The organism is Gordonia sp. DT30 (assembly GCF_049844915.1).
Classification (GTDB): Bacteria; Actinomycetota; Actinomycetes; order Mycobacteriales; family Mycobacteriaceae; genus Gordonia.
In genome coordinates this window covers 1-18,638 of record NZ_JBNCLY010000038.1, presented here as the reverse complement: position 1 = coordinate 18,638, position 18,638 = coordinate 1, and the positions used below count along the sequence as shown (strand labels likewise).

General features: G+C 67.3%; 16 protein-coding genes and 1 pseudogene. 11 read left to right on the top strand and 6 right to left on the bottom strand.

Features of this window, described 5'->3' with window-relative positions; translation table 11 throughout:
• Positions 1-239: 239 nt before the first annotated feature.
• Positions 240-737, bottom strand: a complete 498-nt coding sequence (locus tag ACLQ3C_RS20970) for an HNH endonuclease (protein WP_425707032.1) — start codon at positions 735-737, stop codon at positions 240-242.
• 298 nt (positions 738-1,035) lie between these two features.
• Complete coding sequence (locus ACLQ3C_RS20965; RefSeq protein ID WP_425707031.1) at positions 1,036-2,238, bottom strand: PucR family transcriptional regulator; 1,203 nt, start codon at positions 2,236-2,238, stop codon at positions 1,036-1,038.
• A gap of 171 nt (positions 2,239-2,409) precedes the next feature.
• On the opposite strand from ACLQ3C_RS20965, the gene ACLQ3C_RS20960 reads away from it, so the two are divergent.
• The 4 genes from ACLQ3C_RS20960 to ACLQ3C_RS20945 all read left to right on the top strand — a co-directional run bounded on the left by ACLQ3C_RS20960 (position 2,410) and on the right by ACLQ3C_RS20945 (position 7,152).
• Positions 2,410-3,927, top strand: coding sequence for a flavin-containing monooxygenase (locus tag ACLQ3C_RS20960; RefSeq protein WP_425707030.1), 1,518 nt, complete (start codon positions 2,410-2,412; stop codon positions 3,925-3,927).
• A 34-nt stretch (positions 3,928-3,961) separates the two neighbouring features.
• Positions 3,962-4,864: an N-acetylglucosamine kinase gene (locus ACLQ3C_RS20955; RefSeq protein WP_425707029.1), complete on the top strand. Its 903-nt coding sequence runs from the start codon at positions 3,962-3,964 to the stop codon at positions 4,862-4,864.
• A 72-nt stretch (positions 4,865-4,936) separates the two neighbouring features.
• The gene (locus ACLQ3C_RS20950; protein ID WP_425707034.1) at positions 4,937-5,959 is read left to right on the top strand and encodes an SIS domain-containing protein; all 1,023 of its coding nucleotides are present in this window, start codon (positions 4,937-4,939) and stop codon (positions 5,957-5,959) included.
• 23 nt (positions 5,960-5,982) lie between these two features.
• Positions 5,983-7,152: an N-acetylglucosamine-6-phosphate deacetylase gene (locus ACLQ3C_RS20945; protein WP_425707028.1), complete on the top strand. Its 1,170-nt coding sequence runs from the start codon at positions 5,983-5,985 to the stop codon at positions 7,150-7,152.
• A gap of 82 nt (positions 7,153-7,234) precedes the next feature.
• Here ACLQ3C_RS20945 and ACLQ3C_RS20940 read toward each other — a convergent pair whose 3' ends face one another.
• Together ACLQ3C_RS20940 and ACLQ3C_RS20935 are read right to left on the bottom strand one after the other, a co-directional pair.
• Positions 7,235-8,830, bottom strand: a complete 1,596-nt coding sequence (locus tag ACLQ3C_RS20940; protein ID WP_425707027.1) for a DUF6777 domain-containing protein — start codon at positions 8,828-8,830, stop codon at positions 7,235-7,237.
• Between the two features lie 184 nt (positions 8,831-9,014).
• Positions 9,015-9,569, bottom strand: coding sequence for a DinB family protein (locus ACLQ3C_RS20935; RefSeq protein ID WP_425707026.1), 555 nt, complete (start codon positions 9,567-9,569; stop codon positions 9,015-9,017).
• Between the two features lie 162 nt (positions 9,570-9,731).
• On the opposite strand from ACLQ3C_RS20935, the gene ACLQ3C_RS20930 reads away from it, so the two are divergent.
• The gene (locus tag ACLQ3C_RS20930) at positions 9,732-10,394 is read left to right on the top strand and encodes a pyridoxamine 5'-phosphate oxidase family protein (RefSeq protein WP_425707025.1); all 663 of its coding nucleotides are present in this window, start codon (positions 9,732-9,734) and stop codon (positions 10,392-10,394) included.
• 14 nt (positions 10,395-10,408) lie between these two features.
• Here ACLQ3C_RS20930 and ACLQ3C_RS20925 read toward each other — a convergent pair whose 3' ends face one another.
• Positions 10,409-12,043 (bottom strand): AMP-binding protein, encoded by a 1,635-nt coding sequence (locus ACLQ3C_RS20925; protein ID WP_425707024.1) that lies wholly within the window; start codon positions 12,041-12,043, stop codon positions 10,409-10,411.
• 119 nt (positions 12,044-12,162) lie between these two features.
• On the opposite strand from ACLQ3C_RS20925, the gene ACLQ3C_RS20920 reads away from it, so the two are divergent.
• Positions 12,163-12,975: a LuxR C-terminal-related transcriptional regulator gene (locus ACLQ3C_RS20920; protein ID WP_425707023.1), complete on the top strand. Its 813-nt coding sequence runs from the start codon at positions 12,163-12,165 to the stop codon at positions 12,973-12,975.
• 4 nt (positions 12,976-12,979) lie between these two features.
• Here ACLQ3C_RS20920 and ACLQ3C_RS20915 read toward each other — a convergent pair whose 3' ends face one another.
• Entirely contained in the window at positions 12,980-13,249 is a 270-nt protein-coding gene (locus tag ACLQ3C_RS20915) for a Rho termination factor N-terminal domain-containing protein (protein ID WP_425707022.1), read from the bottom strand.
• A 166-nt stretch (positions 13,250-13,415) separates the two neighbouring features.
• Between ACLQ3C_RS20915 and ACLQ3C_RS20910 the strand changes: the two genes are divergently transcribed.
• The 5 genes and pseudogenes from ACLQ3C_RS20910 to ACLQ3C_RS20890 all read left to right on the top strand — a co-directional run bounded on the left by ACLQ3C_RS20910 (position 13,416) and on the right by ACLQ3C_RS20890 (position 18,543).
• The gene (locus ACLQ3C_RS20910) at positions 13,416-13,952 is read left to right on the top strand and encodes a Rho termination factor N-terminal domain-containing protein (protein WP_425707021.1); all 537 of its coding nucleotides are present in this window, start codon (positions 13,416-13,418) and stop codon (positions 13,950-13,952) included.
• A gap of 43 nt (positions 13,953-13,995) precedes the next feature.
• Positions 13,996-15,223, top strand: a pseudogene (locus tag ACLQ3C_RS20905) (response regulator transcription factor).
• Between the two features lie 192 nt (positions 15,224-15,415).
• On the top strand, positions 15,416-16,507 hold the full coding sequence (locus ACLQ3C_RS20900; protein ID WP_425707020.1) for an S-(hydroxymethyl)mycothiol dehydrogenase: 1,092 nt from the start codon (positions 15,416-15,418) through the stop codon (positions 16,505-16,507).
• Complete coding sequence (locus tag ACLQ3C_RS20895) at positions 16,507-17,133, top strand: MBL fold metallo-hydrolase (protein WP_425707019.1); 627 nt, start codon at positions 16,507-16,509, stop codon at positions 17,131-17,133. Before ACLQ3C_RS20900 ends, ACLQ3C_RS20895 begins: the two co-directional genes overlap by 1 nt.
• A 120-nt stretch (positions 17,134-17,253) precedes the next feature.
• Positions 17,254-18,543 carry an MFS transporter gene (locus tag ACLQ3C_RS20890; protein ID WP_425707033.1) on the top strand — a complete coding sequence of 430 codons (1,290 nt, stop codon included), beginning with the start codon at positions 17,254-17,256 and terminating at the stop codon, positions 18,541-18,543.
• Positions 18,544-18,638 lie beyond the last annotated feature (95 nt).

Genomic DNA, 18,638 nt, shown 5'->3' with positions numbered 1-18,638 from the left:
TCCGGCGCAAGAGCCGGCAGGTCGATCGTTGTCATTGTCACCCCCCAGTGAATACGACCAAAGTGAATGCGATCAAACATCAGTTCGTCGCTGGTGCGTTCGAGTCTACGCCCGATCTGCCAGGTTGACAACCCTCGATCGAGAATAGTTTTGACGCGGGAATCGGTAGACATCGAGTCACGGTTTCCGCGAAAAATGTCTACCGATCCAGCGTGGCGGAAGGGCCGGCAACCCGACTGCTACTCGGTCTGCCTTCCGAGGGTGAACAATTCCCAGACCTCTTTCTGGTCCTGCGCCCACGGGTCGTAGACGAAGGGTGCGTGCCGCAAAGCCATCGCTGCTTCGCGTGGTGTGCGGTCGGCCTTGAAACCGTTGCAAGACTTGCACGCCGCCACCTGATTGCCGAAAGTGGAAGCGCCGCCGCGGGACTGGGGGACGATGTGGTCCACGGTGTCGGCCGGTCCCTCGCAGTAGGCGCAGATCCACTGGTCTCGACGCAGGATCGTTGGCCCGGACGCGTAGGAGTCGATCGACTTGCCTCCGTATGGACGGTAGGCGTTGCGCTTGATGGCGACGACCTGGTGAATGTGCTGGCTGATGCTGGGCGAATGCACGACGCGCACGAGTGGGGTGCCCTCGACGTTGCGTGCGACGTCGGTGGTCAACAGCACTGCGGCCCGGCGCCAGGTGACGCGGGCGAGTATTTGCAAACCGGCGTTGGTGACAAAGATGGTCATGGCTTCTCCTGGGCAAACGATGGCGTACTCGAGTCGCGCGCCACCGGCACGGGATCAGCCGAAAAGGCGCCCGGTCCCGGTGACGCAGGGGGTGAACCGATACGGCGGTGTCATCCCGCGGGTATCCGTCAGCAGCTCATGCCGACAGTGCAATTCGTTGTCGTCATGCCATGCGGATCGCGAGATCATCTGCGCCACCTCCTTTCGTTGTCGTTGATTCCTCGAAGCGCGCCCAGGGTACCGCCGCATCGAATATGCGTCCAGGATTTAAGGCCGACCGCCACGTGAACAACTGGCCTCATGTCCGCCAGCGGAGGACTTCCAGCGCCGCGGCCACGTCGACGAGACACTCGGCCAGGGGGCGAGGGAGTAGTGCGTCGGCGCGGTCGAGTCGGCGGATGACGGTGTTGCGGTGCGTGTAGAGCCTTTCCGCGGTTCGAGAGGTATTGCACTGCAAGCTGACCCAGGTCCGGAGGGTCTCGATGAGCTCGTCGTCGGCGTGCGCGAGGCGCCCGAGTGTATCGGCGAGGAACTCGTCGCCGGCGGCGGAATCGGCGGTGAGCAGGGAAACGAGCCGGATGTCGTCGTAGTGCACGATGCGATGGCTCGCCCCGAGCTGTGCGTGTCGGCGTTGGGTGGCCAGAGCCTGAAAGTGGCTGGACCGGAAGCCGTCGAGGCCGGTGCCGGGGCGCCCGACGGAGAGCCGTACGCGCGTAGATGTCAGCTCGGGCGTTCCGAACCCGCTCACCGGCAACCAGATCCACCAGGAGGTGGCACTCGCGACGATGGTGAGGCGGGTGGTCGCCCCGGCGGCTCGGGTGAGTTCGGCGGCGGCGGCCTCGAGGTCGGACGCACAGTCGGGCGTGGTGGACCACAACACCACCGCGGTGTGGGGTCCGGCGAGTCGGTAACCGAGCTGCTCCTGGGCACGATCCATCGGGATCGGTGCACCCTCGAGGACGAGGGAAACCGCCTCCCGGCGCTGGGCGTGGGTGCCGCGGGACAGTTCCTCACGTTCGGCCCTCATCTGTTCGCTCATCGCGGTCACGGTGTCGTCGATGAACGTCGAGATCGACCGCGAGGTGATGTCGAGCAGTTCGCGCAGTTCGGCCAGGTCGTCGGTGAGGCCGAAGCAGATCTCCATCCACAACCGCCACGCGACGCTCTGCGCCGTGCGAAAGGCGTCGAGGGCGGCCTCGTCGAGTCCGCGCCGGACCAGGTCGTGCGTGGCGACCATGATCTCGGCGGTGAGCTGTGCGGGTACGCGCTCGCCGGGGTGCTCGACGTTGTGCAGCGCCCAGCGCATCGTGTTGGCGAGGTTGGTGCGGCGCGTGCCCTCGGCCAGGACGGGGTCCTCGGCGACCGGACGCATCCGCGCCCCGCTCAGCGAGGCGTCGTGCAGTTGCTCCACCCAGTCCGCGGGCGGATCGAGGATCTGTTGGGCGCCGACGCGGATCAACTGTTGAATTCGTGGCGGCGACGCAGGCCATTCTCCGTCCATGTGAACATTGTGCACCTCCGGCGATCGTCAGGGTGGGCACATTGCCACTGGCGCGATCGCCACGACGGGGGCACTCTGGATCATGACAACGCTGAGTGTCATATTGGGATGAGGCCCGGACGTACGTGTGCCACGTCGAGACACCCGGCAGCCCAGCGGCGAGGAGAGAACGTGCCCAACACCACCACACCTGTCGAGACCGTCGATGTGCTGATCATCGGCGCCGGGATCTCCGGCATCGGTGCTGCCCACTACCTGACGACGATCGTGCCGCAGAAGTCGTTCGCCATCTTGGAGGGGCGGGCGGTCTCCGGCGGCACCTGGAATCTGTTCAAATATCCGGGCATCCGTTCGGACTCCGACCTGCACACCTTCGGTTTCGCGTTCAAGCCGTGGACCGACAAGCAGTCGATCGCCGACGCGCCCCGCATCGTCGACTATCTGCAGGAGGCGATCCGCGAGGACGACCTCGGCGACAAGATCCGCTACCAGCACAAGGTGCTCTCGGCGCAGTGGTCGAGCCAGGAATGCCGGTGGACGGTCGACATCGAACGCGGTGACACCGGCGAGCACTTTCAGATGAAAGCAGCCTGGCTGTTCGCCGGCGCCGGCTACTACAACTACGACGAGGGTTTCACCCCGAATTTCGAGGGCAGCGAACGCTTCACCGGTCAGATCGTCCACCCGCAGCACTGGCCCGAGGACCTCGACTACACGGGTAAGAAGGTGGTGGTCATCGGCTCCGGCGCCACCGCGGTGACGCTGCTGCCCGCGATGGCGGCCAAGACCGCGCACATCACGATGCTGCAGCGCACGCCGACCTACATCGTGCCGCTGCCCAAGCACGATCCGGTGGCCAACGTCGGCCGCGCAGTTCTCGGCGACAAGCGCGGATATGCCTTGGCGCGTGTGAAAAATATTGCGCAGCAACGCTTGCTGTATGAGGTCTGCCAGCGCTTCCCGAATGCCTCGCGCAAGGTGATCCGCGCGATCAACAAGAAGCTGCTGCCCGAGGGCTTCGACGTCGACAAGCACTTCAATCCGCCGTACAACCCGTGGGACCAGCGGTTGTGTGCCGTGCCCGACGGCGACCTGTTCCGGACGATCCGGGAGGGCAAGGCATCGGTGGTGACCGACCGGATCGCCACCTTCACCGAGAAGGGAATCCTGCTCGAGAGCGGCGAAGAACTCGAGGCCGACATCATCGTCACCGCCACCGGCCTCAACCTGCAGCTCTTCGGCGGCATGGACATCGCCATCGACGGCAAACCCGTGTCGCTGCCCGACACCGTCGCCTACCGTGGATTCATGCTCAGCGGAGTTCCCAATTTCGCGTTCGCGATCGGGTACACGAACTCGTCGTGGACACTGAAGGTCGGACTGCTCTGCGAGCATTTCTGCCGACTGCTCGCCTACATGGACGCCCGCGGCTATCCGGCCGTCGCGCCGATCGCCGATCCGACCATGGAAACCCGACCGCTGCTGGACTTCGGCGCCGGATATGTAAAGCGGTCGTTGGCGAATCTGCCGAAGCAGGGCGTCGCCGAGCCGTGGACCATGTCGATGAGCTATTACAAGGACCGCAAGTCCTTCGACATGGATGTGGCCGACCCGAACCTCGAGTTCACCCGCACTCTGCCGGCGGCTCCGGCAACCGACGCGTCCGATCTGGAGACGGCGAGCGCGTAGAACCCCCACCGAGGAGCCACCGAGGAGGCGCCCGATGCGAACCGGTCCCTCCGAGGTGGCGCTCGCGTTCGACATCGGTGGATCGAAGACGCATGCGGTCCGGGCCGAGGACGGCATCGTCGTCGCCGAGACCGTCGTCGGCAGTGCCAATGTATCGTCGCGGGGCGTCGAGGAGGCCGGCCGACAACTCGACGCGGCGATCGAGCGGCTCGGCGGCGCGCGTGAAGTGGCCGCGGCGCTGGCCGGTTCGGCCGGGGTCGACACGCCGGCCGCTGTTCGGCGGCTGGAAATACTTCTCGCCGAACGTCTTCCGGGTGCAGCGGTCGGCGTCGTGCACGACACCCATCTGATCCTGGCGGCCGCCGGCCTCGACGAGGGGATCGCGCTGATCAGCGGTACCGGCGCGGTCGCCTGGGGGCGGCGAAACGGGGATGACGTGCGAGCGGGTGGCTGGGGTCATCTGCTCGGCGACGAGGGCAGCGGGTATTGGGTTGCGCGCGAAGCGCTTCGACGGGCGCTGCGCGACAACGACCACGGTCGGGTACCCGCCCCGCTGTCGCGGCGGATGGTCGAGGACTGCGAGGTCGATGCCGTCCTCGATCTGCACGACCTGTTCTACACCCGTGCCGATCCGCACTTCTGGGCGCGGCGCGCGCATGTGGTCTTCGAATGCGCTGCCGCCGGTGACGACCGGGCCATCGAGATCATCGACCTCGCCGCCGAGTCGCTCGCCGATCTGGCTTGCACCGTCGCCGACCGGCTCGGACTGGCCGGGCCGCTGGTGCTCGCGGGCGGACAATTGGTCCATCAGCCCGTGCTGGAACGTCGGATTCGTGAGATTCTCGCGCCCAGGGGTATCACCGGCATCCGCGTCCTCGAGGTCGCCCCGGTGCACGGTGCGGTCCGGCTGGCGAACTCGCTCCTCTCGGCGCATTGAGGCTGCCGTGAACAGGCCCGGGCGAAAGGGGATCTCATGAACACCGGACGCACCGACGGGCCCGGTCATCTGATGGCCGCCGAGATCGCCGAGCAGCCCGACGTCTGGCGCACCCTGTTGCGCGCGAGCCGAGGCGAGATCACCTCGGTGGCACGCCATATCGCCGACCGGCGCCCGCGTTTTGTCCAATTCGTCGCGCGCGGCACCAGCGATCATGCGGCGCTCTACGGCAAGTATCTGGTCGAGATCCGGCACGGCTTGCCGACGGGGATGGTGTCGCCGTCGACGATGACCGTTTACGGCGCCCGACCCGATCTGCGGGACGTCCTCTATATCGCGGTCAGCCAGTCGGGCGGTTCGCCCGATCTGGTGCGCTCGGTGCAGGTGGCGCGTGAACAGGGGGCGCTGACCGTCGCCGTCACCAACGCCACCATTTCTGCGCTGGCAGATGCGGCCGAACTCGACCTTCACGTGCACGCCGGCCCCGAGCGCTCGGTTGCCGCCACGAAATCGTATACGGCGGAACTGCTTACGCTGTACCTGCTCTCCGAGGCGATCCTCGGTGCCGACGGTGCGCGCGCGGCAGCGGCATTGCCGGAGCTGGGGGCGCACGTGCTCGACGGGGAGGAGCGGGTGCGGGCGGCGGCGCAGCGGTATCGATTCGCGCAACGGTTGGTGACCACCGGACGTGGATACTCCTATCCCACCGCCCGCGAGGCGGCGCTGAAACTGATGGAGACGTCCTATCTTTCGGCGCAGGCCTTCTCTGGCGCCGATCTGCTGCACGGGCCGTTGGCCACCGTGGACCCGCAGGTGCCGGTGCTCGCCGTGGTTCCCGAAGGAGTCGGCGGCGCGGCGATGCGGCCGGTCCTGGACCGCCTGGCCGAACGCGACGCCGACATATTCGGCGTCGGCGCAGGCGAATACGTGTCGACGCTGACCGGCGGGTTCGTCCTGCCGACGGGCGCGCCGCCGGAGTTGTCGCCGTTGCTGGAGATCATCCCGTTCCAGCAGTTGGCCTTACACCTGGCGATCGCCCGCGGCGGTGACCCGGACACACCGCGCGGCCTGCGCAAGGTGACGGAAACGCTGTGAATGGTGGTGCCGCGACGGACGCGGTGACAACTATTTCCGCCGGGCGCATCGTCAGCGGGAGCCGGGCGCTGGAACCGGGATGGTTCACCGTGTGTGCAGGCCAGATCGCCGCGGTGGGGCAGGGCGCGCCACCGACGCCGGCCGACCGCTCCTATCCCGACGCCACCATCGTGCCCGGCTTCGTCGACATCCATGTGCACGGCGGTGGGGGAGCCGGCTACACCGACGGCATCGCCGACGAGATCGGCGCCGCGGCCGCATTCCACCGATCACACGGCACCACAACCACATTGGCGAGTCTGGTGAGTGCGTCGCCAGATGCGCTGGTGCGACAGGTCCGCGCGTTGCGGGACGAGGTGGCGGCGGGCACGATCGCCGGCATCCACCTCGAGGGACCATGGCTGTCACCGGCGCGCTGCGGTGCGCACGATCCGGCCACGCTGCGTGATCCTGATCCGTACGAGATCGAGGCACTGCTGCACATCGGCGGCGGGGCCATTCGGATGATCACGGTCGCCCCCGAACTCGACGGTGGTCTCGACGCGGTGCGGCAGATCGTCGACGCGGGAGCCGTTGCGGCGGTGGGCCATACCGAGGCCACCTACGGTCGGACGTGCGCCGCCATCGACGCCGGCGCACGGGTCGGCACGCACCTGTTCAATGCCATGCGACCGCTCGGCCACCGCGAGCCCGGGCCGGTGCTCGCGCTGCTCTCTGACGACCGCACCGTCGTCGAGCTCATCGGGGACGGTGTACACGTCCACCCGGATCTCGCGGCCTATGTGCAACGGATTGCCGGTCCCGGCCGGGTCGCGCTCGTCACCGATGCGATGGCCGCGGCCGGAATGCCCGACGGCGCATACCGTCTCGGTGCCGTCGACGTCGATGTGCGCGATGGCGTCGCGCGTGTGCGGGCGAGCGGTGCAATCGAGTCCGGTGTAATCGAGACCGGTGCGATCGCGGGCAGCACCGCCACCATGGACGTCCTGTTCCATCGCGCCGCTCTTGGCCTGTCCGGTGACGGACCGATCACCACCGATGCGCTCGTCGCCGCCGTCGAGATGTGTTCACGCACACCGGCTCGGGCTGTCGGCCTCACCGGTGTCGGCGACCTCGCTCCGGGCTTCGCGGCCGACTACCTCGTGATCGACGCCGACGCCCGGCTGGTCAAGGTGGTCGGGGCCGGCGCGTAGCGCGACTCTCCAGTTCACTCGGGCAGACCGACAGCAACGCGGCCGGCGGGAACGCCCGCCGGCCGCGTTGCTGTCCTGCGGGTCAGCCCGCCGGGGTCGTCTCCTCGCTCGTCTCGGGTGCCTGGGTGGTGGTTTCCTCGGTCGTCGTCGGGACCTCAGGGGTCTCCGTTGACGTCGGGGTTTCGGCGGTGGTGGTTTCGGTCGTGGTGGGCACCAGGGTCTGCCAGGTGGCGGAGGTGACCGCGACCGAACTGCCGCCGAGGGACACTCGCCAGACACCGGTGGAGTCGGTGGCCGAGGTGACCGACGACTGGGAGAGCGAACTCTGATCCACCGACCTCGACTGGCCGTCGGTACACGTCAGTGACACCGATCCGGTGGCTTCGGCCGAGGGTGCCTGGCAGGTCACCGACTGATCGTTGTCGGTGAAGGTGAAGCTGCCGATGGAATCGCCACTGCCGGTGAAGGCGGTCCGCGTCGGCGCGGCCGACGAGGAACTTGAATTCGACTGCGACGCAGAGCTGTTCCCTCCGGATTCGGTGGCTGCCGACGTCGCGCCACCGGCCGGGTTCTGGGCGCCCGACTCCGTGCGGCCCGCACCTTCGGTCGGCGGGGTGTTGCCGTTCTCTTGCGCCATCCGCGTGACCTCCGGAGCCGGTGCCGGATCGCCGGCGCGGGCGAGTCCGTTCTGTGCGGCGGCCTCGTCACTGTGGGCGACCAGTGGCACGTTCAGCGACGTCGGCGTCGGCAACGGCTCGTTCAGTGGTGGCTGACCGGACAGATCGATGATGCCGCCGACGGTTCGGTCGAAGAGCTGCCGTGTCTCCGGATTGAGCAACGTCAACAGTGCGGCCGGCCCACTGGCGGGGGGCGGTGCCTGCGACGGCGCCTGGTTGATCACGGTCGTCGTGTTGTTGATGACGGTGACGTTCTGCGTGTTGTACGCGACGCGAGTGATGTAGTTGACCTGGTAGCCCTGCCAGTGGGCGCCACGGATTCGGTATCCGCCGATGGGCGCAGATGCCGACGGCCCCAACGGATTACCGCATTGGCATCGCACCCGGGGCACGCCGGCGCTGTCGACGAGCACCGACGTACCCGCCTGCAGCACATCTTGGAACGGCACCGCGGAACCGCCGGTATAGCTGTAGTTGGTCACCCATGTGTCGGCCGCGAGAACAACCGGTGTGAGCGTGTCGAGGTAGTAGGGAATGGCCTGGGTGCTTATGCCGTAGACACTTGCCCACGACTTGGCCTGCCCGGGGTGTTGCGCCAGGAAGTTGCCCAGACCGGCCGGGTCGCAGGAGGTGGAACCACCCATGTACAGGCCGGGGGTCGTGCCGCTGACCACCCGGGTGCCCTGATCGGGTGCGCCGGTCTGGGCGCTCAGCCGCAGCCCGTTGTCCAGCGGCCGGTTGGTCAGGTTGGGTTGCGCCATGAACGGCTGATTGCCGGGTGCATCCGCGGAGGTCAGCGAGAGGAACGGAATCGAGAACTCGCCCTTCTTGTGCTTCAGCACAATCACCACCACCGAGGCGAACACGAGCGCGAGGACGGCGACGACCGCGGCGAGAATCAAGGTGAGGTTGCGCCGATTGTGTCGTTGCGGCTCGGGCGGTACGGCCCCGAAAGGCATCGATGGATAGGTCGGCGGTCCGGGTGGATAGTAATTCGACATCTGCTCGGTCTCCTGCGGCGAAACGTTGGTGGTCTGGCCCCCGAGCCACAAGTATTGTGACTGCGCCCGACCGGGATCCAGCGAGTTCGTCCGCATTCGTCCGCCTGAAGGCGAAATCCACCCGAACGGACTACATATCCGTAACGGCCACCAGATTCACCACGATGAACATCGACGGCCGATCTCAGGCCGGGGCGCCGAAATCGAAAAGCGCGCCCATTGTCTTCTGACCGTCGAGCGCCTCCCGGATGATGTCGGCGTGCCCGCTGTGATGCGCCGTTTCCCGCAGCAGGTGCAATGCCATCTTCCGGACCGACCACCATTCCCGCGCCGGCTGCCACGGAGCCGTCGGCTGCGGGATGCTCTCGTCGAGCGAACCCACCTCGGCGATCACGGCGTCGAATTCTGCAGCGGCCTCGCGATAGGCGGCGATCCATCCGTCCAGAGTTTCGTCGGCGGTCAGCTCGTAGCCGTGCGCTGCCTCGCTCATGTCGAATTCGGCGGTCGGATCGCGGTCGATGATGACTTGCGTGTTCCCGCGCGCGACCATTGTCAGGTGCTTGACCAGTCCGCCGAGGGTCAGTTCGCTCACGGTGGTGCGGCGCCGCGCCTGCTCGTCGTCGAGACCACGCAACGTCACCAGGAACATCTCGCGCTGATCGGTGAGGAGCGTCAGCACGTCGGCCTCCTCGCCGCTGACGTCGACGCTGAGGGTGACGGAAGTGTAGGTGCCTGCCATGGTTCTGCCCTTTCGCAGTGGTTTTGCTGGTCACCACCGACGTTAGAGATGATTGCGGACAAGTCGCGTCTGCATTGAAATGGCAGGTGACCGCAGATGCCCGCACACGCGCGGTGAGCAAATCGGTTGCCGCGACGGCGCCGGTCGCGCACCATGCCCCTCATGGCCTCCTCGGATCAACCGCCGCACTCGGATCAACCGCCCTACTCGGGCGAACCCGCTGCCCTGTCCGCGTTGCGGCGCAAACCGGACCGCGGTGGTGACCGGGCCCAACTCGATGACGTCCTCGACGCGGTGCTCGTCGGCACGCTCTCGACCGTCGTCGACGGCTGGCCCTGGTCGGTGCCACTGCTGTTCGCCCGCGACGGTGACGACATCCTTCTGCATGGATCGGTCGCCGCGGGCGGGTTGCGGCATGTGGCGCAGGGTGCGCCGTCGACGTTCACGGTATTCGCGCTCGACGGAATCGTCGTCGCCGAGACGCTTTTCGACCACTCCGCCAACTACCGATCGGCAGTCATCCGGGGTATACCCGAACGTGTCGCCGACGAGGAGAGTGCCCTGGAGGCATTGTCGGACAGGCTGATTCCGGGACGAGTCGCCGAGACGTCGGCGATCACCCGCAAAGAGTCCGCTGCCACCCTCGTACTCCGGCTACCGATCGTCGACGGCCAGTGGGTGGCCAAGGCGCGCACCGGTGGACCCGGGACGGACTCCGACGAATGGACCGGCGTCATCCCCGTTCGCACCGTCTACGACGATCCGGTACCCGCGACAGGCACCGAGATCCCCGCGTCGGTGCGGCGCCTGGTGTCGGGGGCCTGACCGGCGTCGCCGAATCACCTCTGCCGCAGGACGAATCGCTGGATCTTGCCGCTCGGTGTCTTCGGCAGCGCGTCCACGAAATGTACCGTCCGCGGATAGGCGTGCGCGGCGAAGCCCGTCTTGACCAGTTGCTGCAACTGCTCCTCGAGAGCGCCGTCGCCGACGACGCCGTCGGCGAGAACGACGAAGGCCTCGAGGACCTCCCCGCGCAAGTCATCGGGGCGGCCGACCACGGCCACGTCGACGACCGACGGGTGAGTGATCAGCACGCTCTCGACGTCGAACGGTCCGATGCGGTAACCGGCCATGATGATCACGTCGTCGTCGCGGGCGGTGAAGAAGTAGTTGCCGTCCTCGTCGCAGCGGCCGGTGTCGCCGGTCAGATACCACCGGCCGTCCTCGGAGAACCGGGCCGCGGTCTTCTCCGGGGCATCGAGATAACCGGTGAACCACATCGCCGGACTGGCCGGCACGTCGATCGCGATCTGCCCGTCGACGATGCCGGTGGCGAAACCGGGCATCGGCCGGCCCATCGACCCGGGGATCAGCGTCTCGACGACCCCTGGCTCGAAAATCCCCGGCGCCCAATGATTGTTGATGAACATGCCGTGTTCGGTCTGCCCATAGTGATCCCGGACCTCGGTGCCCAACGCGCCCGTGGCCCACTCGATCACGTCCGGCGTCAACGGCTCACCCGCCGACGATGCGTGCCGAAGCGAGAAACCCTGGACCGCAGTGCTTTTGCTGAGCGACCGATAGACGGTCGGCGCGGCGGCGAAGTTGGTGACGCCGAGCTCGCGCAGAACGCGGGCGGTCAGCTCCGGCGTGAAACCGGCCTGCAGCAAGAGGTTCGGGCGTCCGATCGCCAACGGACCGAGAATTCCGTAGTACAACCCGTACGCCCACCCCGGGTCGGCGGCGTTCCAGAACACGTCGTCCGCGGACACGTCGAGTCCGAACCGCATATACGCGACGAAGGCGGCCAGCGCGCGCACCGGCACCGGCACCCCCTTGGGAGCGCCGGTGGTGCCGCTGGTGAACAACAAGATCAGATGACCGTCGCCGCCGACGGCGACCGACGACTCCCACGGATCGCTGCGCGCGACCAGATCGTCGAAATCCACGACACCCGGCCCGCTCCCGGCGCCGGGCCCATTCGGCCCGCTCGCTTCGCTCCCGGCGCCGGCCACCACAGTGGTGAGCCCGCCGATCCCCTCGAGTTTGCCGACCTGACTCGCCTCGGTCACCACCACCTCGGCGCCGCCGCCCCGCAGCCGCATCTCGATGGCCGGCGTGGCGAATGCGGTGAACAGCGGTATGTACACCGCGCCGAGGCGTGCGAGCGCGAGCAGGGTGACGACGATTTCGGTGCGTTTGCCCATCAACACGCCCACCCGCGAGCCGCGCTCCACACCGAGACCGGCCAAGCCGGTCGCCAGCCTGCGGGAGCGCGCGGCGAGCTCCCCGTAGGTCACCGCCGTGACGACGAGCTCGTCGCCGTCGGTCCCGACGGTGCGGAACGCGATGGCATCGGGGTCGTGGCGGTCGACGAGCAGCGCTGCGGCATCCGCATCGTCGGCGCCGTACTCGGCCAGCAGCGCGGCCACCTCGGCATCGACGGAGGAGTGCGTGGGAGCGGTTGGGGTCATGATTTCACCTGAGCCTCGTGAGTAAGCTGGATCACATTCGCACGCCATTGTCGGACCCCGCCGACGGCATGTGCCACCCCCCGAAGAGGGGTCGGAACAACACGAGGAGGTGACCTCCGATGCCCGAGTCGCTCGCCGCGCCGGTCACCGACGCGTTGCGTCGTCTACGCAAGTCCAGTGGGGTCACGCTGGCTTTCGGGGGAGTGGTCCAATACGGCCGCGGACTGCGGTTGACGCAGTTCGTCGGCCACACCGTCGGTGCACTCGACGGTGTGGCCGTCGACGTCGGGCACGGTCTCGGCGGCAAGGTGGTGGCCATGAACCGGCCGATGGTCGTCGACGACTACCTCGCGACCCCGCAGATCACGCACCGCTACAACGCCGTCATCGCGACCGAGGGTCTGCGCGCGATGGCGGCGGCACCGGTCATCGTCGACGGGGTCCCGGTCGCGGTGATCTACGGGGCACTACACAGCGACGATCGGCTCGGCGACCGCGCCCTCGACGCCCTGGCCGGAGAGGCGCGCACCCTGGAGCAGCAGATCGTCGCCACGCGGGCCTCCGTCGAGGCCGTGGCCGTGCAGCCCGGGGCCGAGGCCCTGCGTATCCGACTGATCGAGGCGTACGCCCGGCTGCGGGGACTCGCGGACTCGGTCGACGACGCCGAGGTCGCCGCCGCGATCGGCAAGATCACCGACGGACTTCTCGACGCCGATCCCCGCCCGGATCGCGCACCCGTCGCGCTGACACGCCGCGAACAGGATGTGCTGGCGCTCGCCGCACTCGGCTATCCCAATGCGCGCATCGCGGCATCGCTCGGCATCGGGCTACAGACCGCGAAGGGCTACCTGAAGTGCGCGATGCGAAAGCTCGGTGCCACAAGCCGATTGGAGGCAGTGACGATCGCACGACGTTCGGGGGTGCTGCCGTGAGAGCTCAGCTGTTGCGCAGCGCCTCGATGAGGTCGTCCTTCTTCATCGACGAATAGCCCGAGACGTCGAGTTCCTTTGCACGAGAGCGCAACTCGTCGACGGTCCAGTCCTCGTACGAGCCGGAATGGCCGCCTTTGGAGCCGACCGACGAACGCCCCTTGTTCGCAGCGGCATTCGCGATCCGCGCGGACTTCTGCTTGGAATTGCCCTCGTCACGCAGCTTTTCATAGAGTTCGTCGTCCTTGACCGATGGGCCAGGATCCTTGTTCGGCATGGCTGTCTCCTTTCGGTGCCGACAACGTTACGCCGAGCGCACCGGGCCGACAGGTCGTCGCGCGACCGGCCGGTCGAAAATCCGAACGGAGGTGTAACCATCACTCCGACGGGGTATGCCGGTTGCAGAAAGATGTCAACTGACTACGGCACAGGAGGACAGCGGCGTGGGCAAGAAGGACGGCGGCGGAAAAAAGAAAGCGATCAGGCGCCTCGACGCCCAGATCGGACGACTCACCAAACAGGTCTCCCAACTGGAGAAGGCCGCCCGCGAGCGGGTCGGCCGCGCCCAAGACGACGTGCTCGCGGCCGTCGGTGTCGGCGGGGCCAAGCTCGACGGGAAGAAGCCCGGCGGGTCGGGCAAAACTCCCGGGGAGAAGAAGACCCCCGACAAGAAGGCCCGCGACAAAAAGCCTTCGGGGAAGAAGACCGAGGCGAAGAAGACCCAGACCAAGAACGCTCCCGCGAAGAAGACGTCGACAAAGGCCTCGGGGACAAAGAGCGCATCGACAAAGAAGGCGTCGGGCACAAAGAAGGCGTCGGGTCCGAAGTCGCCGGGGAAGAAGAAGTCCGCGCCCGCGAAGGGCGGAGCGAAGGCGAAAGGCGGATCGAAGGTCGCCGACCTCCGTGCAGCGGCAAAGGCCGAGGGGGTCAAGGGCTACTCGTCGATGACGAAGGCCCAGTTGCGCGCCGCCCTCAAGTGATACCGCGCGTCGCACACCTGAGTCGCACCGTGACAATGGGCTCGTGACGAACGATCCCGGCGCCTTGCTGCAGTTACGTGCGGTCGTCGACGGCCCGCTGCCGGAGATCGCGGTGCGATTCTCGCGGTTCCTGATGGCGCAGGCCCCGCACGATGCGCTGGTCATCTTCACCCGCGAGTGCACGGGCCGCCCGCGCAAGGTCGCCGGTGATGCCGACATCGTCGACCGCGTCACCGTCGCCGAACTCGATGCCGTCAAGGACGCCACCCAGGTCGGTGAGGTGGTGCAGCGCAGTGCAGTTCTCGCGGGCGCTGAGCGCCGGATCCGGGCGGCCCGCGACGAGACCGACACGCTGCTCGTGCTGGTTCCCGGACGGGCGCCCACGGCGGCGCCCGAGATGCTGCGGGCCTGGTTCGCCATCGTCGCGGTGTCCATCCGCCAGCAGGTCGCGCAGGCGAGCCCCGACTATCTGGCCGAGTCGCGGGCAGCGTCGAGTGAGCGCGCACGCACCATCCGGCAACTGACCGAGACCCATGAGGACACGCTCGGCTCGATCCTCGGGACCCTGCGTTCACGGGACCTCGACGATCGGACCGCCCGCTCGACCGCCGCGGAGACCGCGTCGTCGGCACTCATCGCGCTGCGGACCGTCGGCGACACCGATCGCACACTGGCCACCGAGGCGGTGACCACCGCTTTCGGCCGGCTGCAGGCCGAGCTCGAACCGGTGCTGCGTCACCTCGGCGCCGACGTCGACTACGTCCGGCCCGTTGCCGACGGCCGTTCGCTGCCCGGTGAGATCGCGCATGCGGCGCGCGCGGTCGTGCGGGCGGTCGCGGTCGCCGTGGCCTCGCAGCAGCACTCGCACCGTATCCGTGTCGCCTGGGACTGTGTGGACGACGACCTCGTCGTCGACGTCCGTGACCAGGGCAGCGGGGAACTCGACGGAGATTCGCTGCGCCGCCAGCTGGCCGGTCGTCTGCAGGCGCTCGACGGTCGGCTCGAGGTCGAGACCATCGGCGGATGGGGCAGCCGGGTCTCGGCGCACATCAGACCTGCTGTCGTCACTGAATCCGCGGGAGGTCGAGGTGCTCGGCCACCTGGCGTTGGGGCGGCGCAACAAGGTGATCGCCGCCGAACTCGGGGTCAGTGAGAGCACCATCAAGTTCCATGTCACCTCGATCCTGCAGAAGTTGCAGGTCACCAACCGCGGGGAGGCCGGGCTGCTCGGGGCGCGGGCGGGGATCGTTGCCGGTGAGCAGGCGAGGTGAGCGAGCACGGTCGCACCGGCCGATCGAGCGCAGTACTTTCGTCTAGGTAGAACCATCCATTCGAGTGGCTGCATGTGTGTGCCGGCGCCGCGAGACTGAGAGGTGTACCGGACTGTGCATACGCAGTCCGGGGTTGTGCGCACCGAGAGTCGGACCCCACCGGGACGACACGGAAAGGACAGAGAAACAGATATGTCGGAGCAGACGGTCAAGGGAGTCATCTCGCGGAGCAAGGGCGCGGCGACGGAAATCGTCGACGTGGTGATCCCGGACCCGGGCCCGCGGGACGTGATCGTGAAGATCCAGGCGTGCGGCGTCTGCCACACCGATCTCGCCTACAAACAGGGCGGCATCAATGACGAATACCCCTTCCTGCTCGGCCACGAGGCCGCCGGGATCGTCGAGACCGTCGGGTCGGAGGTCAGCCACGTCGAGGTCGGCGACTTCGTCGTCCTCAACTGGCGCGCGGTCTGCGGGGAATGCCGTGCGTGTAAGCGGGGCCGGCCGTGGTACTGCTTCGACACCTTCAACGCGTCGAAGCCGATGGCACTCACCGACGGCACCGAACTCACCGCGGCGCTGGGCATCGGTGCGTTCGTCGAGAAGACGCTCATCCACGAATTGCAGTGCACCAAGGTCAATCCCGAGACCGACCCGGCCGTCGCCGGGCTGCTCGGCTGCGGTGTGATGGCCGGTCTGGGTGCGGCGATGAACACCGGCAACGTCGGACGCGGCGATTCGGTGGCCGTGATCGGCTGCGGCGGTGTCGGTGACGCCGCCATTGCCGGTGCCCGCCTCGCCGGTGCGACCACGATCGTCGCCATCGACCGCGATCCGGCAAAACTGAAGTGGGCCACCGAACTCGGCGCCACCCACACCATCAACGGCGCCGAGACCGACGACGTGGTGACCGCCGTGCAGGATCTCACCGACGGCAACGGCGTCGACGTCATCATCGACGCGGTCGGCCGCCCCGAAACCTACAAGCAGGCGTTCTACGCCCGCGATCTCGCCGGCACCGTGGTGCTCGTCGGCGTGCCGACCCCCGAGATGACACTCGAGCTGCCATTGGTCGACTTCTTCTCTCGCGGTGGGGCATTGAAGTCGTCCTGGTACGGCGACGCTCTGCCCGAGCGGGACTTCCCGATGCTCATCGACCTCTACGAGCAGGGACGGCTGCCGCTGGACAAGTTCGTCACCGAACGCGTCGGACTCGGCGACGTCGAGTCGGCGTTCTCCGCGATGGAGGCCGGCAAGGTGCTGCGCTCGGTGGTGGAATTCTGATGGCGCTGAAGATCGACAAGGTCGTCACCTCGGGCACCTTCAGCCTCGACGGCGGAACGTGGGACGTCGACAACAACATCTGGATCGTCGGCGACGACGACGAGGTCGTCATCATCGACGCCGCACATTCGGCGGCGCCGATCCTCGACACCGTGGGCGATCGGACCGTACGCGCAATCCTGTTGACGCACGGGCACAATGACCACATCACCGTCGCGCCGGAACTATCGGCACAGACCGGCGCGCCGATCCTGCTGCATCCCGGCGACGACATGCTCTGGAACGACACGCATCCCGGTGTCGCACACCAGGATCTCGCCGACGGCCAGCAGATCGAGGTGGCCGGCACGGCACTGACGGTGCTCAACACGCCGGGACATTCACCCGGGTCGTCGGTCATCCACGTGCCTGAGGCGGGAGTGCTGTTCAGCGGCGACACCCTGTTCCAGGGCGGCCCGGGTGCGACGGGACGCTCGTTCTCGAGCTTCCCGACGATCATCGAGTCCATCCGCGACAAGATCTTCACCCTCGACCCGGCGACCAAGGTCTACACCGGCCACGGCGGCGGCACCACCGTCGCCGACGAGGCGCCGCACCTGGAGGAATGGATCCGGCGGGGCAGCTGACCCGGCGTAACTGCGGGGATCGGCCGGGGGCGTAACGTCTGCGCGGTGAGTGAGTCCACCCTCCCCGCCGCCGATCCCGCGAGCCCATCGGTGCCGCGCGGCCGAATCATCATCGCGTCGATGGTCGGTACGAGCATCGAGTTCTTCGATTTCTACATCTACGCGACGGCCGCGGTGCTGGTGTTCCCGACGCTGTTCTTCCCGAAGGGCAACGACACCGCCGCGCTGCTGTCGTCGTTCGCGACGTTCGGGCTGGCGTTCGTGGCACGTCCGATCGGGTCGGTCCTGTTCGGCCACTTCGGCGATCGGATCGGCCGCAAGGCGACACTGGTGGCCTCGCTGCTGACGATGGGGATCGCGACCTTCGCGATCGGCCTGCTGCCGACGTACGGGTCGATCGGCTACGGCGCACCGGCATTGCTTGCGCTGCTGCGGTTCTGCCAGGGACTCGGGCTCGGCGGCGAATGGTCGGGGGCGGCGCTGCTCGCGACCGAGACCGCGGCGAAGGGCAAGCGGGCGTGGGCGGCGATGTGGCCGCAACTCGGGGCGCCGATCGGTTTCTTCGTCGCCAACGCCACCTTCTTGCTGCTGATGGTGGGTCTGGACTTCGACGCCAAGACCGCGACCTCCAACCATGCCTTCCTCACGTGGGGCTGGCGCATCCCGTTCCTGGCCAGCTCGGTGATGGTCGTCATCGGGCTCTACGTGCGGCTGAAGCTCACCGAGACACCGGTATTCGCCCGCGCCGTCAAAGAGGGCAAGAAGGTTCGCGCGCCGCTCGCCGAGGTGCTCAAGACCAGTTGGCGGCCACTGATCGCCGGCACGTTCATCATGCTGGCCACCTACACGCTGTTCTACATCGTCACCACCTGGACGACGTCGTACGGCACCGGCAAGGTGACCGACGCGTCGGGGGTGAAACTGTCCATAAGTTACGTCGACTTCCTCGGCCTCCAGCTCATCTCGGTGCTCTTCTTCGCCGGCTGCGTACCGATCTCCGGGCTGCTCGCCGACCGGTACGGCCGCCGGCCGGTGCTGCTGATCATCACCGCGGCCATCATCGTCTTCGGTTTCTGCTTCGGCTGGCTGCTGAACCCGTCGTCGGTGACCGACAGCATGATGCTGGTGTTGCTCATCCTGGGCATGGCGCTGATGGGCCTGACCTTCGGGCCGATGAGTGCGATTCTGCCCGAACTGTTCCCGACGAATGTGCGCTACACCGGATCGGGCATCTCCTACAATGTCGCCTCCATCCTCGGTGCGGCGGTCGCACCGTTCATCGCGACCTGGGTGGTCGCCGATTACGGCGTGTTCTGGGTGGGGGTGTACCTCGCGGTCGCCGGGTTGCTCACCCTGATCGCGTTGTGGTCGGTGTCGGAGACCCGATCGGTGGATCTGTCCGAGGTGTGAGCCGGGCCCGACGCGCGCCGGGCCGCTAGTGTCCCGCGCCGTTAATTCGTTTTAGAAGTCTGCCGAGGGATTCGAGTATCTCTTCGGCGGTCTTG

What these genes read in the sequence shown, in the direction of transcription:
- ACLQ3C_RS20930 (WP_425707025.1), top strand. Translation starts at nt 9,732, where the DNA reads ATGGCCTCCTCGGATCAACCGCCGCACTCGGATCAACCGCCCTACTCG.
- ACLQ3C_RS20890 (WP_425707033.1), top strand. Translation starts at nt 17,254, where the DNA reads ATGGTCGGTACGAGCATCGAGTTCTTCGATTTCTACATCTACGCGACG.
- ACLQ3C_RS20915 (WP_425707022.1), bottom strand. Translation starts at nt 13,249, where the DNA reads ATGCCGAACAAGGATCCTGGCCCATCGGTCAAGGACGACGAACTCTAT.
- ACLQ3C_RS20900 (WP_425707020.1), top strand. Translation starts at nt 15,416, where the DNA reads ATGTCGGAGCAGACGGTCAAGGGAGTCATCTCGCGGAGCAAGGGCGCG.
- ACLQ3C_RS20895 (WP_425707019.1), top strand. Translation starts at nt 16,507, where the DNA reads ATGGCGCTGAAGATCGACAAGGTCGTCACCTCGGGCACCTTCAGCCTC.
- ACLQ3C_RS20935 (WP_425707026.1), bottom strand. Translation starts at nt 9,569, where the DNA reads ATGGCAGGCACCTACACTTCCGTCACCCTCAGCGTCGACGTCAGCGGC.
- ACLQ3C_RS20970 (WP_425707032.1), bottom strand. Translation starts at nt 737, where the DNA reads ATGACCATCTTTGTCACCAACGCCGGTTTGCAAATACTCGCCCGCGTC.
- ACLQ3C_RS20950 (WP_425707034.1), top strand. Translation starts at nt 4,937, where the DNA reads ATGGCCGCCGAGATCGCCGAGCAGCCCGACGTCTGGCGCACCCTGTTG.
- ACLQ3C_RS20925 (WP_425707024.1), bottom strand. Translation starts at nt 12,043, where the DNA reads ATGACCCCAACCGCTCCCACGCACTCCTCCGTCGATGCCGAGGTGGCC.
- ACLQ3C_RS20940 (WP_425707027.1), bottom strand. Translation starts at nt 8,830, where the DNA reads ATGTCGAATTACTATCCACCCGGACCGCCGACCTATCCATCGATGCCT.
- ACLQ3C_RS20955 (WP_425707029.1), top strand. Translation starts at nt 3,962, where the DNA reads ATGCGAACCGGTCCCTCCGAGGTGGCGCTCGCGTTCGACATCGGTGGA.
- ACLQ3C_RS20920 (WP_425707023.1), top strand. Translation starts at nt 12,163, where the DNA reads ATGCCCGAGTCGCTCGCCGCGCCGGTCACCGACGCGTTGCGTCGTCTA.
- ACLQ3C_RS20965 (WP_425707031.1), bottom strand. Translation starts at nt 2,238, where the DNA reads ATGGACGGAGAATGGCCTGCGTCGCCGCCACGAATTCAACAGTTGATC.